The sequence below is a fragment of the Acinetobacter legionensis genome, assembly GCF_048551735.1.
GTDB lineage: Bacteria > Pseudomonadota > Gammaproteobacteria > Pseudomonadales > Moraxellaceae > Acinetobacter.
Genome location: NZ_JBIMBV010000015.1, coordinates 44620 through 57900, shown reverse-complemented (window position 1 = coordinate 57900; position 13281 = coordinate 44620). Strand labels below are relative to the sequence as shown.

Annotated in this window: 16 protein-coding genes; 4 read left to right on the top strand and 12 right to left on the bottom strand. The window is 38.3% G+C overall.

All coding sequences use genetic code 11. From position 1 onward, the window contains the following. Positions 1-424: 424 nt before the first annotated feature. Positions 425-1840: a type I glutamate--ammonia ligase gene (gene glnA, locus ACG9ZL_RS14285; protein WP_336954004.1), complete on the top strand. Its 1416-nt coding sequence runs from the start codon at positions 425-427 to the stop codon at positions 1838-1840. 342 nt (positions 1841-2182) lie between these two features. On the opposite strand, the gene ACG9ZL_RS14280 is transcribed toward glnA, so the two are convergent. The 5 genes from ACG9ZL_RS14280 to ACG9ZL_RS14260 all read right to left on the bottom strand — a co-directional run bounded on the left by ACG9ZL_RS14280 (position 2183) and on the right by ACG9ZL_RS14260 (position 5530). Further along, positions 2183-2590, bottom strand: coding sequence for a DUF3106 domain-containing protein (locus ACG9ZL_RS14280; protein WP_336954003.1), 408 nt, complete (start codon positions 2588-2590; stop codon positions 2183-2185). Further along, positions 2580-2906 carry a hypothetical protein gene (locus ACG9ZL_RS14275; protein ID WP_336954001.1) on the bottom strand — a complete coding sequence of 109 codons (327 nt, stop codon included), beginning with the start codon at positions 2904-2906 and terminating at the stop codon, positions 2580-2582. The genes ACG9ZL_RS14280 and ACG9ZL_RS14275 overlap by 11 nt, the downstream gene beginning before the upstream one ends. Then, a complete protein-coding gene (locus ACG9ZL_RS14270; RefSeq protein WP_336954070.1) occupies positions 2899-3513 on the bottom strand; it encodes an RNA polymerase sigma factor in 615 nt (204 codons plus the stop codon). Before ACG9ZL_RS14270 ends, ACG9ZL_RS14275 begins: the two co-directional genes overlap by 8 nt. A 155-nt stretch (positions 3514-3668) precedes the next feature. Continuing rightward, the gene (locus ACG9ZL_RS14265) at positions 3669-4445 is read right to left on the bottom strand and encodes a TrmH family RNA methyltransferase (RefSeq protein ID WP_336954000.1); all 777 of its coding nucleotides are present in this window, start codon (positions 4443-4445) and stop codon (positions 3669-3671) included. Between the two features lie 110 nt (positions 4446-4555). Continuing rightward, positions 4556-5530 carry a class 1 fructose-bisphosphatase gene (locus ACG9ZL_RS14260; protein WP_314338101.1) on the bottom strand — a complete coding sequence of 325 codons (975 nt, stop codon included), beginning with the start codon at positions 5528-5530 and terminating at the stop codon, positions 4556-4558. 175 nt (positions 5531-5705) lie between these two features. Between ACG9ZL_RS14260 and ACG9ZL_RS14255 the strand changes: the two genes are divergently transcribed. The 3 genes from ACG9ZL_RS14255 (at position 5706) to ACG9ZL_RS14245 (ending at position 6565) form a co-directional block, all read left to right on the top strand. After that, positions 5706-5891: an NF038105 family protein gene (locus tag ACG9ZL_RS14255; protein WP_004724542.1), complete on the top strand. Its 186-nt coding sequence runs from the start codon at positions 5706-5708 to the stop codon at positions 5889-5891. A 73-nt stretch (positions 5892-5964) separates the two neighbouring features. Continuing rightward, a complete protein-coding gene (locus ACG9ZL_RS14250; RefSeq protein ID WP_419360503.1) occupies positions 5965-6381 on the top strand; it encodes an SMI1/KNR4 family protein in 417 nt (138 codons plus the stop codon). Beyond that, a complete protein-coding gene (locus ACG9ZL_RS14245) occupies positions 6356-6565 on the top strand; it encodes a hypothetical protein (RefSeq protein ID WP_419360501.1) in 210 nt (69 codons plus the stop codon). The genes ACG9ZL_RS14250 and ACG9ZL_RS14245 overlap by 26 nt, the downstream gene beginning before the upstream one ends. Positions 6566-6727: 162 nt before the next feature. Here ACG9ZL_RS14245 and pal read toward each other — a convergent pair whose 3' ends face one another. From pal to ybgC, 7 genes are all read right to left on the bottom strand, one after another. Beyond that, the gene (gene pal / locus ACG9ZL_RS14240) at positions 6728-7297 is read right to left on the bottom strand and encodes a peptidoglycan-associated lipoprotein Pal (RefSeq protein WP_004822680.1); all 570 of its coding nucleotides are present in this window, start codon (positions 7295-7297) and stop codon (positions 6728-6730) included. A gap of 51 nt (positions 7298-7348) precedes the next feature. Continuing rightward, complete coding sequence (tolB, locus tag ACG9ZL_RS14235) at positions 7349-8632, bottom strand: Tol-Pal system beta propeller repeat protein TolB (protein ID WP_419360499.1); 1284 nt, start codon at positions 8630-8632, stop codon at positions 7349-7351. Positions 8633-8913: 281 nt separating this feature from the next. Next, complete coding sequence (locus ACG9ZL_RS14230; protein ID WP_419360497.1) at positions 8914-9360, bottom strand: hypothetical protein; 447 nt, start codon at positions 9358-9360, stop codon at positions 8914-8916. Between the two features lie 67 nt (positions 9361-9427). After that, a complete protein-coding gene (tolA, locus tag ACG9ZL_RS14225) occupies positions 9428-10858 on the bottom strand; it encodes a cell envelope integrity protein TolA (protein ID WP_419360495.1) in 1431 nt (476 codons plus the stop codon). Positions 10859-10861: 3 nt separating this feature from the next. Beyond that, positions 10862-11311: a protein TolR gene (tolR, locus tag ACG9ZL_RS14220; protein ID WP_336953996.1), complete on the bottom strand. Its 450-nt coding sequence runs from the start codon at positions 11309-11311 to the stop codon at positions 10862-10864. Further along, the gene (gene tolQ, locus ACG9ZL_RS14215; RefSeq protein ID WP_336953995.1) at positions 11311-12009 is read right to left on the bottom strand and encodes a protein TolQ; all 699 of its coding nucleotides are present in this window, start codon (positions 12007-12009) and stop codon (positions 11311-11313) included. The genes tolR and tolQ overlap by 1 nt, the downstream gene beginning before the upstream one ends. A gap of 24 nt (positions 12010-12033) precedes the next feature. Next, positions 12034-12441 carry a tol-pal system-associated acyl-CoA thioesterase gene (gene ybgC / locus ACG9ZL_RS14210; RefSeq protein WP_004724526.1) on the bottom strand — a complete coding sequence of 136 codons (408 nt, stop codon included), beginning with the start codon at positions 12439-12441 and terminating at the stop codon, positions 12034-12036. Between the last annotated feature and the right edge of the window lie 840 nt (positions 12442-13281).

Here is a 13281-nt window from a genome sequence, read left to right as displayed (position 1 = left end):
GTAGGTAATATAATTACATCGCTGTATAGAGGGAGATATAGATAAATGTTAAAGGCGTATTGCTACCTTATATGCCTTATTTTAATGCTTTTGAAATAAAAAATTGTCATCATCTTAAAAAATAGTCGATAAAAAGCGTTGTTCGCGCAATATAAGCACCAAGATAAAACATTTTATTTAGTTTGCACGAAAATAGTGCGTTTAAATTGTGCGTAATAATTTTAAAATGATAAGTATGTTTGAATATGGTGCAATTCTATTTGCACTCAGTATAATAGACGGAATTTAAGTATTGCTAAGCTTATTTTCTGATAAGAAATTCAATATTTTAGCAATTATTTTAAAAGTTGGTATGCTACTTGCTATATAAATACCAACTACTAACACGCACTTCACAAGTGCAACAAAAATTCATTGGAGCAAAATGAGCATGGCGAACAAGGTCCTTCAACTCATACAAGAAAGTGGCGCAAAATGGGTCGATTTTCGCTTTACTGATACTAAGGGTAAAGAGCAGCACGTAAGCTACCCATCAGATACTATCGATGAAGATACTTTTGAAGATGGTAAAATGTTTGATGGTTCTTCAATTGCTGGTTGGAAAGGCATTGAAGCATCTGACATGATTTTACGTCCAGATCCTGAAACTGCTTTCCTTGATCCGTTCTTTGCTGAAGCAACCATCGTCGTTACTTGTGATGTTATTGAACCGTCTACTGGTCAAGGTTATGACCGTGATCCACGTTCGATTGCTCGTCGTGCGGAAGAATACCTAAAATCAACAGGTATTGGTGATACTGCATTCTTTGGTCCAGAGCCAGAATTCTTCGTTTTTGATGAAGTTAAATGGGACATCGATATGTCTGGCGCTCGCCATACATTAATCGCTGAAGAGGCTGCTTGGTCTACAGGTAAAGACTACGAAGCAGGTAACTCAGGTCACCGTCCTCGTGTTAAAGGTGGTTACTTCCCAGTTCCTCCAGTAGATTCTTCACAAGATATGCGTGCAGAAATGTGTGCTCGTATTGAAGATATCATGGGCCCTGGCCGTGTAGAAGTACACCATCACGAAGTTGCATCTTGCCAATTAGAAATTGGTGTAAGCTTCAATACTATGGTGCGTAAAGCTGACGAAGTTCAACAGTTCAAATATGCTGTTTGGAACGTTGCGCATCAATATGCAAAAACTGCGACGTTTATGCCTAAACCAATGGTTGGTGATAACGGTTCAGGTATGCATGTTCATATGTCTATCTCTAAAGATGGCAAGAACTTGTTTGCTGGTGATGAATATGCTGGTCTTTCAGAAATGGCGCTTTACTTTATCGGTGGTATCATCAAGCATGCTCGTGCATTGAATGCGATCACAAACCCTTCTACTAACTCGTATAAGCGTTTGGTTCCTCACTTCGAAGCTCCAATTATGCTTGCTTATTCTGCACGTAACCGTTCTGCTTCGATTCGTATTCCATACGTTTCTAGCCCTAAAGGTAAACGTATTGAAGCACGTTTCCCAGATCCAATGATGAACCCATACTTAGGTTTTGCGGCATTATTGATGGCTGGTCTTGATGGTATTCAAAACAAGATCCACCCAGGGGAAGCAGCTGATAAAAACTTATATGATCTTCCTCCTGAAGAAGAAGCTAAAATCCCAACAGTTGCACATAGTCTTGATATGGCCCTTGAAGCACTTCAAGCGGATCATGAGTTCCTTCTTAAAGGTGGTGTATTCACAAAAGAAATGTTGGATGCATACATCGAACTTAAAACTGAAGATGTACGTCGTTTAAATACAACGACTCACCCAGTTGAATTTGATATGTACTATAGCTTGTAATTCGTTTTCGAATTTAAGTGATGAAAAACCTGCCTTGTGCAGGTTTTTTTATGCCTGAAAATTAGAAATAGGAGTGTTTTTAGTAAACAGATAATAGTCAACCTGTTAAAAAACACATACATAAGAATATAATTTCTCTTAATGAATATTTTTTTAATTAAATCAATTGGTGAAGAAATTAAATTATTTGATTATAAAAAGTTTGCAATGCCATATTTGCTTAGAAAGTTTGAATAAATTTGCGAAGGTGATGCCTCTCTTTTCAGAGATTGAGGAGGATTTTAAAGGGTAAAAAGCCAGTTAAACTTTAACTGGCGATGAATAAAATATAAAAAAGAATGCTTAATGTGAACCCGTTATACTTTGTTGATACTTCACCATATATTGTTCACGAATTTCATTGCGCTCATCAGTGGTCGATGCTTTTTGCATTTTTTTGCGCATCTCATTACGTTCAGATGTACTCATTTGCTGCCATACTTCACGCATTTTTTGTTTTTCTTGTTCAGGAAGCTGAGTAAACCAATCCATGCGCTGTTGCAGTGCTGCACTTTGATCAGTGGGAATTTCTTTTAAATTTTGATAGCGCTTAATCAATGCCTTTTGTTCTTCCTCAGAAAGGGCATCCCATGTTTCGTTAACTTGACTAGTTGCATCTTTAGAAAATATCCAAAAACGTTCAAATCCAGCAAAACTTGTTTGTAGAAAACCAATAGCACAAAATGCCAAAGCTAATTTTCTAGCTGCCATGAGAATTTTTATCCTCACCAAATACAGACAACATATCTAAATCTTCCATCATTTGGGGTGAAAGTTTAGGACTAATAACCACTTGTTGTGGGGCTTGCGATTCTGGTGATATATCAAAAGCGTTTGGAATCACAACAAAACCAGTAATAGCTGCAGCAAGTGCAAAGCCTGTCATTTTCCAGTGACCAAAACGTGACGTTTGCTTGTCTTGAATATGGTCAAGCACATTATTCATCACCACTGCTTTATTGCGGTGATTACGTGCAACCTCATCCAATTTTGCCGTCACTTGTTTGGTGAAATCATCATTATTCATGTGATGAACCTCCATACGGATTTAAATGTGAGAGCGAAGTTCTTAGTCCTTGAATAGCTCTGTGATAATGAGTTTTTACACTACCTTCTGTACAGTTCATAATAGATGCAGTGGTTTGAGTATCAAATCCTTCCCAAGCGCGTAACATAAATGCTTGTTGCTGGCGTACCGGGAGGCGGCTAATGGCTTCTTGAATTTCCTCAACGGTGACATCTTGATCTAGAAATTGAAGTGGATTGGGTGTGGATTCATCCACAATTTCCATGGCCTCTTCATCATCAGAATCTAAATCAATTTTTCGAAATAACGAAAATGGAGAAGCACGTCGTGCTTCCTTACGTCGCCAATCTTGTAATTTGTTATTTAAAATTGTATAGAACAGTGGATACCATTCTTCAGTAGATTTATCTGCATAAGCTTTATGTAAGGAAATAAACGCTTCCTGAACCAAATCCATCGCAATCCCATTGTGACCTTGGGTTGCATTTTCCATCATCACTAAGGCACGACCCGTCACGTCCTGCATGAAAAAACGCAGGCGCTGTTCACTCGTACTCGTTTGAGCACTTGCTGTTTCAGACTGTGACTTCTTTGGTGCTAAGTCCATAGAGATGGAAAATCCCGTCATGGGTACCCACCATTATTTTAACTTCATACCTATATAACGTTAAAAAAATGGTTTGGGTTGACATGTAAATCAATTATTTTTTTCAGTTTAAATGATTTTTTCCAATAACGGGCAATATTTAAAATAAATTAACCTTATAGTCGTTGTCTAACCATTTCAAAGAAACAAATCGATCCAGCAACGGCAACATTGAGTGATTCTTGACCACCAGGTTGTGGAATAGATACGGCTTCTGCGCGTTTAAGGGCGAAATCTGAAACGCCTTGACCTTCGTTACCTAAAATCCAAACACATTGTTTGCGTAGGTTTTTAGTGTAAAGACTCTCTGCCTGATGTGAACTGGTGACATACACAGGAATTTTAAATTGCTTGAGTAAGTCTTCAAGGATCACGTTTTCATAAGTTTGTAATGAAAAATGAGCCCCCATACCAGCACGTAATACCCGTGGTGACCATAATGATGCGGAACCTTTGGTACAGACAATTTGTTCAATACCCGCAGCGGCCGCTGATCTGAGTAATGTACCTACATTGCCTGGGTCTTGGACATTTTCAAGAATTAGCGTGTCTTCAGTAAAGTTCAGTGCCTGAGTTGAACTCGGTAAATCCACAATGGCTAGACATGCAAGGCTGGTTCCAAGGGTACTTAAATCCTTGTATAAAGATTCACCGACCACAAACACAATACCTTGATATTGGTCAAGGATACTACCTAAATCTTCATGATCTAAGGCATGTTCAGTGGTGAAAATTGAATTAATTTTTCGACCTTTTTCTAACCATGCAAGCGTAAGGTGCGTTCCCTCAAGTACAGTTTGTCCTTGTTTTTTACGGTAAGTATTTTGTTCAATTAAACCTCTGAGATGTTTAATTTTGGGATTATCTTTTGATTCAAGGAAAATTGTAGGCATGGGAGAGTACGTCCAAAAAATTAAGTAGGGTCTGTGATCATTCTATAAAGAAATTGCAACAGACCCTAGCTGGCGTTACTCCCTAAATAGAGAGTAAGAAAAGAGAAGAATTAGTTGTGGTAGCTGGTAACAAGCTCAACTTCATTCTTAGAACCAATGATAACAGGAACACGTTGATGTAACTCAGTCGGTTGAATCTCTAAAATACGTGTACGACCAGTAGTCGATGCGCCGCCAGCTTGTTCCATTAACATACTCATTGGGTTGGCTTCATACATTAAACGTAGACGACCTGCTTTTTTAGGATCTTTAGTATCGTATGGATATAAGAAAATACCGCTACGACATAAAATACGATGAATATCACCCACCATACACGCCACCCAACGCATATTGAAATCTTTTTCACGTATAGATGTTTTACCTGCTTGTAGTTCATCGATATAACGTTTTACAGGCGCTTCCCAATGACGTTGGTTTGAAGAGTTAATCGCAAACTCTTTGGTATCCGCAGCCACTTGAATATTTTCAGAAGTGAGTAAGAATTGCTTTTCTTCAGGGTCGTAAGTGAAGAACACAACGCCCGCACCAACGGTCAAAGCCATCATTGTCGATGGGCCATAAAGTACATAACCTGCTGAAACTTGTTGAATCCCTGCTTGCATGAAGTCTTCAGCTTGCGTTACGGCATTTTGCGCAGGAAGGATAGAAAAAATTGTTCCTACACACATGTTAATGTCAATATTGCTTGAACCATCTAATGGATCAAATAAAACCAAATATTTACCATTTTCTTGAGCTGGGGTAAATTCATCTAATTCTTCAGATGCGAGTCCACCTACATTTGGATTGGCTTTTAAAGCATCAATCAAATAATCATTTGAAATCACATCAAGTTTTTTTTGCTCTTCACCTTGTACATTTTCATGTTGTGCACTCCCCAAGACACCAGCTAAAGCACCTTTCTGTAAAGCCTGATCGATGGTTTTGCAGGTATTGGCAATTGTTTCAATCACATTGGCAAGTTCAGGTGTTAGGTTCCCTTGTTGTTGTTCTAAATATTGGGATAGGGTGCGATATGACATATCAGAGGTGCTCCAAAAGCGATAAATTTTTACAAACCAAATAATGGAGGCTATTTTAGATGAGTTCAGCTCAAAATAGAAATTATCCTGTGTTATTTGTCGTGAAATTACCCTTGAAAGTATTTTAGAAAGTGTTATGTTGAATATACGTACAATAGCGTATAGGAGCACTGACATGACAACGACAAAGTTTGAAGCGACTCCGACTCCAAATGAAAGCATTGATTTAAAAGATATTAGTGCTGAAAAAGTGAAAGAAGCATGGAAGAATTACGAAGCTAAGCCTGAATTCAAGGAATTCAATAAGCATGACATGATTGAATCTATGCAAAGCCCCAAGCCAGATGAGTCAAAGGCTTAATCAATAAAAGCGTTCATTGCGATATGAGCGCTTTTTCTATTTATTTCATATTCATTCCGAACAATAAATCTTCATGATAGAGATTGATCACAAAACAGACATTATCATTCCGTTTAATAAAATTGGTGAACCGGGGTGGGAAGTTAAAACTCACCTAATTTTAGAATCTCTTGCTGATTTAAATAATGATGAGATCGCACCTGCAATTGATGATGAGAAAATTTTAAAACTTGAACAGCGTTTAAATTGTCGCTTACCTGAATCTTTAAAGATCTTCTATCAACACTTTGGGATTGCTGATATTGGTGAACAATTGCAGCAATTTGATGATATTGGCTACTTAAAAGATATTTGGGCAAATGCGCCGCAATATGCGCCTGAATTTAGTCAGGTCGATTTAGCAGTTTTACCTCATCTGATTACATTTAGTGATTATCTTGGTAATGGCAATATGTTTTGCTTTCATGATCAAAGAAATCTATTTCTTTGATCATGATGATATGCCTTATTTAAGTAGAATACTGGACTGCGTGGATGACTATATTAAAGGTTGTTTGATTTTAGTGCAGTCTGAGTTTTTTGCTGAAGCGCATCCAGATGAAGTGGATGAATGGGCAGAAGAAAGGTTTATTGTGTTATTTAATGAGAAAATACTTAAGAAATGGCGTTATTAATATAAATCACCTTGAACATGGTAAGAAGTTTTCTTAATTTACCTTACTAAATCTGGTCTTTATCTTGAAATGGGAAAGCGCTGAATAAGAATAACTTCTGGTAAAAATGCCCAATTCAATTGGGCATTTTTTATGGTCTATTTTAATAATGTAACTTTGGCATTATTTCAAAAGAGGAGGAACAGCTTCGTAGTTGATTTCAACACGGCGGTTTTCTTTCCAAGCAGCTTCATCATGACCAGCATTGATCGGCATTTCTTTACCGTAGCTTACTGCTTCTAATTGGTTTGCTTTAACACCATTGGTGATCAGGTAGCTTTCAACAGCTTTAGCACGACGCTCACCTAAAGCCATGTTGTACTCACGCGTACCACGTTCATCTGTATGACCTGTTAATGCCACTTTAGAGTTGGCATTGGCAATTAAGAACTGCGCATGTGCTTGTAGTGTTTGGTAGTCATCATTGGAAAGATCACTACTGTCATAATCAAAATGTACCACACGTTTTGCTAAAAATGCTTTATTGGCTTCAGTCACGCCTTTAGATGAAGCACCATTTAAATTTTGTGCATTTAAAGCAGCATCTTCACTTAAACCACTGGTATTTACTGTCGTCGCACTATTTGGATTGGTTCCTGATTCTACAGTGGCAGCAGGTTTACGGCTTGCACAACCTGTCATCACCAAGCTTGCTGCTAATAAGGGTAAAGCTAGATATTGAATTGACTTCATGTTGATCTCCGGTATTTCAATTTTAAATAAGTGATTTACATCTTGATTAAATTACTTAGGGGCCCACGCAGGTTCACGTACTTCACCTTGTTCGCTTGGTAGGTTCATGCGGAAGCGACCATCTGTAGACATGATTGCCAATAAGCCACGATTACCCTCACGTGTTGCATAAACCACCATTTGCCCGTTTGGAGAAAAGCTTGGTGATTCATCTAAACTTGTTGGTGTCAAAATATTGGTGATACCTGTAGAAATTTCTTGAATGGCAACCTTGTAGTTACTACCAGAAGGGCGGTGTACCAAAGCCACATATTTACCATCGGCACTTAATGTACCACGTGCATTAAATGCACCACGGAAAGTTAAACGCTTAGTAGAGCCATCATCAAAACTATAACGGTAAATTTGTGCTGATCCACCACGGTCAGATGTGAAAATAAATGATTTTCCATCCGGAGCATAACGTGCTTCTGTGTCAATTGCGCTATCGTTGGTCATGCGCTTCACTTGGCGTGAATCTAAATCCATTTGATAAACTTCAGGATTTCCATGCATAGATGCAGTAAACAGCATTGATTTACCATCTGGAGAGAAACTTGGCGCACCATTTAAACCACGAAATGCAGCGAGTTTTTCACGTGCACCTGTCGCTAAATCTTGGATATAAATAGCAGGACGCTTGGTTTCAAATGAAACATATGCAATTTTTTTCGCATCTGGTGTCCAAGCAGGTGAGAGAATAGGGTCTCTTGAACTTAATACTGTTTTAGGTTGCTCACCATCGGTATCTGCAATTTGTAAGGTATAACGATTATCGGGTGTTGCAGGATTACGTAACACATAAGCAATACGTCCGGTGAAGTCACCCTGAATCCCTGTAAGCGCTTGATAAATTGCATCACTGATCATATGTGCCGCAGAACGCACACGTGATGAGGGGATTGAAAGTAATTCATTTAATAGGAATTTCTGCTTTTCAACATCATAGAGTTGGTAATGTACTGCCAATGAACCATCTGCATTTGTTTTAGAGTCACCTAAAACCACATAAGGAACCCCAGCCGCTTTCCATGCTTCTGCATTTATATTATTTATGTTTGCAGTTGCAGGAAGATTTTTTGATGAACTGGTAAAGCGCCCAGAGCGATTTAAATCTTGTTCAACAATAGGGTAGATAGATTGATCATTACTAAATGGAATGATGGCAATTTTAGGCGCAGACTCAGGTGCTTTGGCAATTTCTAATTGCAATTGTGCATATGATGTTGTAATCAATGCTGGACTAAATGCAACAATAATTGCGAATCCTAATAGATGTTTAGGCATGATTTTCATTGGACTTCATGTACTCAAATATCAATTTTTAACTATGCTTAGCTTTGTAGCACAAAGACATGATTTTAATCTATATAAAGCATGTAATTGTGAACAAAAGATTATCATTGAAAAGATTTACTAAAAAAATTAAATTCAAATTTATTACATAAATGAATTTCGGCTTGATCTTTTTGGGTATTGCAAATGGTGTAGCTTTAAAAATTGCTTTTTTAAAAGACTTGACAACTAATGTCATTGTTCCTGTCATTAAAATATATTATTTCATGCTGAATATGGACTTATTCAACACGAAATTTGATGCGAATCACTTTTAATAGTTGATTGAGCGATGACTGTTTAGACACTTCAAAAGGCGCTGCTTGTTGAATCGCTGTTTTGATTGCGTTTGAAAAAGCTTCGCTGTACTGTCCTGTGATTAAAATATTTTTTACATTTCCGCTGTCATCTAAGTAAATAATAACATTGGCATTTTCTTGGATAATTGTTAAATTTCTTAACTTTTTAACAATTCGATTGACTCTAGCGGTATTTATCCGCTGAGCCATTTGACTTTGTTGAAGTAATGCTTCCGTTGTTGGTACAGACGGTTTTTTTTCGTATGACGCAGAAGGTGGGCGTTGTTGCGTATTTACTTCAAGTATTTTTTGTTGTTCTATTTTATTTGCAAATAAAAATGCAGTTGGAATAAATAATGAAATTGCTACAAATATGGGTTTAACTCGCATTTGATTTTTCCGAGTGATTGTTTTTGCATTAAATTACACCCTGCCAAGACAGGGTGTAATTTTAAGATTATTTCACTGTAAAATTTGCACTAAAACTTCGAGCTTCGCGTCTTGCATCTGGATCAGATGGCATTGGGAAAGGTGCAGCATTACGAACTGCTTGTTCCACACTTGCTTTTACATCTGGGTCTGATGCATTGACAATAATCGAGGCCACAGAACCGCTATCCGTTAGTGTGACACGAGCTGATGCCTTTTGACCTGTTGAGCCAGCCGGCATACGCCAAGCATTCCGAACTTTACTTTCGAAGTCCTTTTTCGCAGAAGATGCAACTTTTCTCGCTTCTGCCTTTTTATTTGCAGCAGCTTCTTTTGCTTTTTCAGCAGCAGAGGCTTTTTCTTCATCTAATTCACGTGCTAGATCAGCTTTACGTTTTGCGTCCGCATCTGCTTTGGCTTTTGCAGCAGCATCTGCCTTGGCTTTTGCAGCAGCATCTGCCTTGGCTTTTGCATTAGCATCCGCTTTGGCTTTTGCAGCGGCATCTGCTTTAGCTTTTGCATCCGCTTTGGCTTTTTCAGCAGCATCTGCCTTGGCTTTTGCATTAGCCTCCGCTTTAGCCTTTGCAGCAGCGTCCGCTTTGGCTTTTGCATTAGCATCCGCTTTAGCCTTTGCAGCAGCGTCCGCTTTGGCTTTTGCATTAGCATCAGCTTTAGCCTTTGCAGCAGCGTCTGCTTTAGCTTTTGCATTAGCATCCGCTCTGGTTTTTTCAGCAGCATCTGCCTTGGCTTTTGCAGCAGCATCGACTTTAGCCTGTTGGGCCTTATCTGCGGCTTCTTTTCTGACTTTTTCAGCAGCTTCTGCTTTGCTTTTTGCTTCGGCATTGAGTCTTGCGAGTCTAGCTTTTTCAACAGCATCGGCTTTGGCTTTTTGAAGCGCCTCTTGCTTGGCCTTAGCTGCTGCATCTGCTTTAGATCTTGCTTCAGCCTCAGCCTTAGCTTTCTCAGCAGCATTTTTAGCCTGCTTTACTTTTTCAGCTGCCTCATGTTTGGCTTTTTCCGCAGCATCTGCTTTAGCTTGAGAAAGTTTTAAGGCTTTTTCTTGTGCTGCTTTAGCCGCTACCATAGCCAATTGCTGTTCTAATGCAGCTGCCTTGGCCTGTTCGGCAGCTTTTTGTGCTTCTATAGCCTTTGTATCAGGGGGATTATTTGCTTCAGTTGGAATTTCTGGTGCTGTTTGATCAGGTTCTGCTGTTTGCTGAGTATTTTCTGCAACCTTGCTATCTGCCGTTTCAGTGGCATCAGTTTCGACTAAGGGCTTGGGCTCAGGTGGTGGTAAATCTTCAGGCTTAATTAAAATGGTTTTAATTTGCTTGGGTGGCTCAGGTGGTTGACTTAAACCGAGAAAAAGTAAGCCAGTAATCGCCACCACATGAATACCTAGGGTAAATCCAAGTGCAATCGCTTTTTCTTTAGATTGTGGCTTTTGAATATTTTTCATAACTTACTTTACAGACTCTGTCAGTAAACCCACTTGGCTTAAACCAGCATCTTGCAGTGTAGACATGAGTTTCATGACTTCACCATAAGGGCGTGATTCACTACCATTGATCAAGACACTCAATTGCTTGTTATTTGCTTGAGCTTGTTGCTGATTTTCTGTAAGTACGGTTTTCAACTCATCTAAAGTTAAAACCTCATTTTTATGGTTTTTGTCTTCAAGTTTAATCGAACCATCTGCTTCTAAAGTTACGATGGCTGGTCGGTCTTCAGATTGAATCGGATTATTGTTTGCTTGAGGTAGGTCAACTTTAACACCCGTGGTAATCATGGGTGCTGTCACCATAAAAATAACCAATAAAACCAACATGACATCGATATATGGAACGACATTCATATCACTTTTTAAAGGTTTTTTGACGCGTTCAAAACGCCCAGAACGTTGGATTGTCATTATTCATCTTCCTGTGTAGTTCCCACAGACTGACGTTGTAATAGCGCCACCATTTCTTCTGCAAATAATGCTCGATCTGAATAAATTTCTTCGCCTTTTGCTGTGTAATGGTTAAATGCTAATACCGCTGGTATTGCAGCGAATAAACCAATCGCAGTTGCAATTAATGCTTCAGCAATACCTGGTGCAACAGTGGCTAAGGTAACTTGTTCAACCTGAGCTAAGCCAATGAATGCACTCATAATGCCCCAAACAGTACCAAATAAACCAATATAAGGTGCGACAGAGCCGATACTGGCGAGAGAGCTTAAGCCTTGCTCTAAACGGCCTTGATCACGACTGAGTCCTACACGCAAGATACGTTCAGTACCTTCAATCATCGATGCAGTTTCTGCATGGCGTTTTTTAAGTTTTAAAAACTCACTTAAACCTTGATAGAAAATATCTTCTAAACCGTTTCGCTTAGAATTAAGCTGAGCATTGTTATATAAGGTATTGAGTTCAGCACCAGACCAGAAGATTTTTTGGAAATGCTCATCGCCTTGATGTGCTTTCTTATAGCCCATATGCAACTTGGCAATCAAATACCAACTAAAAACGGATGCGAGTACTAAGATTAGCATCACCAATTGAACCACAGGGCTCGCTTGTAAAATTAAATCAGAGATGTGTAAAGAAGATTCTAGTTGTGTTGCCATAGTTACATGTGCCAAAAGTATTTTTTATTCGTGAGCTAATTCTCGAAGAATTAAATCACGGATTTCGTCAGGAATTCTACGAGGTTTCATATCTGTACTTAAACATGCCAACTCTACCTCGCCAGAAGCAAGCATGATTTCACCACGATATATATTCTGTTGCAACACAAATGACGAAGCTTTACATGAAACTACACTTGCTGTAACAGTAATAAGATCGTCCATGAGTATAGGGCGAGAATATTTCAATGCAATTTTATGCACGACAAAATTGTAATCTTTTTGATGCCAATAGTGGTCAATACCAGATGCACGTAGCCATTCTGTCCGTGCACGTTCCATAAAGCGGATATGATTGGCATGGTATACGATACCGCCAGCATCTGTATCTTCGATATATACACGGATTTGGAATTCGAATTTATTACTCATGTTGCTATGCATTCCTGTGTTGTTTATTGCATATCTATCAATTGCTTGCCAGTATTCACTTGTGCTGTTTCAATTTAAAATGATTCAGTTGGAAGAAGATGAGCTTTATATCGCTGATCTGATTGCTTCATTGAATTTTACAATACTTATAAGGGAACCTATCAACTATGCCAAAAGCATCTGTGAGATCTTTTGAGAGAAACGGAAATCTACATGAACAGAGGCCTGGTTGATTAAACAGTACGTGTATATAGCCTTTAGAGGCTATATAGTAGAAAAATTAAATCGATTTGACCCACTTATAAATTTGCACAAGAGTTTAACACTGACTTTGGCGCGAATTTTAGCACAAGGCATGCTTTCTCAAATGGCACAAGATTACAATCCGAATGTGCTAAGAAGGGCTGACAGAGATTAGCTTGAGGATTCTTTGAATGAAGTGGCATCAGTGAGTACTGTATTACCCTCACTGTCATACTCAAAAGTTAAATTATAGAATATCACGCAATGATAAAGTAGTTGATGCAGAAAGATTGAGTGAGAAGTATTTCATATAATGACCATTATATTAAATCGAATAGAGAGAACTTTAGTGTTTTAGCTCATCTAAATAAAATTTATATTAAATAAGAGAGCGATACGAAATTATCCATTATAATTTGGAGCTTAAATCTAAACATGAATAATAAATATAGAGGGCAAATTTATGAAAATAATAAGTAATCTATAATATTCCCTGAAATTAACATACTACAACTATACGCAATTTTAGATTATTTATATCAATAGCTTAGTGATATCCTTGCCCTAAACGCTTAAAGTTAGAAGGAGGGCAAGGAA

Excerpts from the sequence above, each read along its gene's own strand:
- tolQ (WP_336953995.1), bottom strand. The coding sequence starts at position 12,009 with ATGGCAACACAACTAGAATCTTCTTTACACATCTCTGATTTAATTTTA.
- ACG9ZL_RS14270 (WP_336954070.1), bottom strand. The coding sequence starts at position 3,513 with ATGGACTTAGCACCAAAGAAGTCACAGTCTGAAACAGCAAGTGCTCAA.
- ybgC (WP_004724526.1), bottom strand. The coding sequence starts at position 12,441 with ATGAGTAATAAATTCGAATTCCAAATCCGTGTATATATCGAAGATACA.
- ACG9ZL_RS14230 (WP_419360497.1), bottom strand. The coding sequence starts at position 9,360 with ATGCGAGTTAAACCCATATTTGTAGCAATTTCATTATTTATTCCAACT.
- tolR (WP_336953996.1), bottom strand. The coding sequence starts at position 11,311 with ATGACAATCCAACGTTCTGGGCGTTTTGAACGCGTCAAAAAACCTTTA.
- ACG9ZL_RS14260 (WP_314338101.1), bottom strand. The coding sequence starts at position 5,530 with ATGTCATATCGCACCCTATCCCAATATTTAGAACAACAACAAGGGAAC.
- ACG9ZL_RS14280 (WP_336954003.1), bottom strand. The coding sequence starts at position 2,590 with ATGGCAGCTAGAAAATTAGCTTTGGCATTTTGTGCTATTGGTTTTCTA.
- ACG9ZL_RS14245 (WP_419360501.1), top strand. The coding sequence starts at position 6,356 with ATGATCAAAGAAATCTATTTCTTTGATCATGATGATATGCCTTATTTA.
- glnA (WP_336954004.1), top strand. The coding sequence starts at position 425 with ATGAGCATGGCGAACAAGGTCCTTCAACTCATACAAGAAAGTGGCGCA.
- ACG9ZL_RS14275 (WP_336954001.1), bottom strand. The coding sequence starts at position 2,906 with ATGAATAATGATGATTTCACCAAACAAGTGACGGCAAAATTGGATGAG.
- ACG9ZL_RS14255 (WP_004724542.1), top strand. The coding sequence starts at position 5,706 with ATGACAACGACAAAGTTTGAAGCGACTCCGACTCCAAATGAAAGCATT.
- pal (WP_004822680.1), bottom strand. The coding sequence starts at position 7,297 with ATGAAGTCAATTCAATATCTAGCTTTACCCTTATTAGCAGCAAGCTTG.
- tolA (WP_419360495.1), bottom strand. The coding sequence starts at position 10,858 with ATGAAAAATATTCAAAAGCCACAATCTAAAGAAAAAGCGATTGCACTT.
- ACG9ZL_RS14265 (WP_336954000.1), bottom strand. The coding sequence starts at position 4,445 with ATGCCTACAATTTTCCTTGAATCAAAAGATAATCCCAAAATTAAACAT.
- ACG9ZL_RS14250 (WP_419360503.1), top strand. The coding sequence starts at position 5,965 with ATGATAGAGATTGATCACAAAACAGACATTATCATTCCGTTTAATAAA.
- tolB (WP_419360499.1), bottom strand. The coding sequence starts at position 8,632 with ATGAAAATCATGCCTAAACATCTATTAGGATTCGCAATTATTGTTGCA.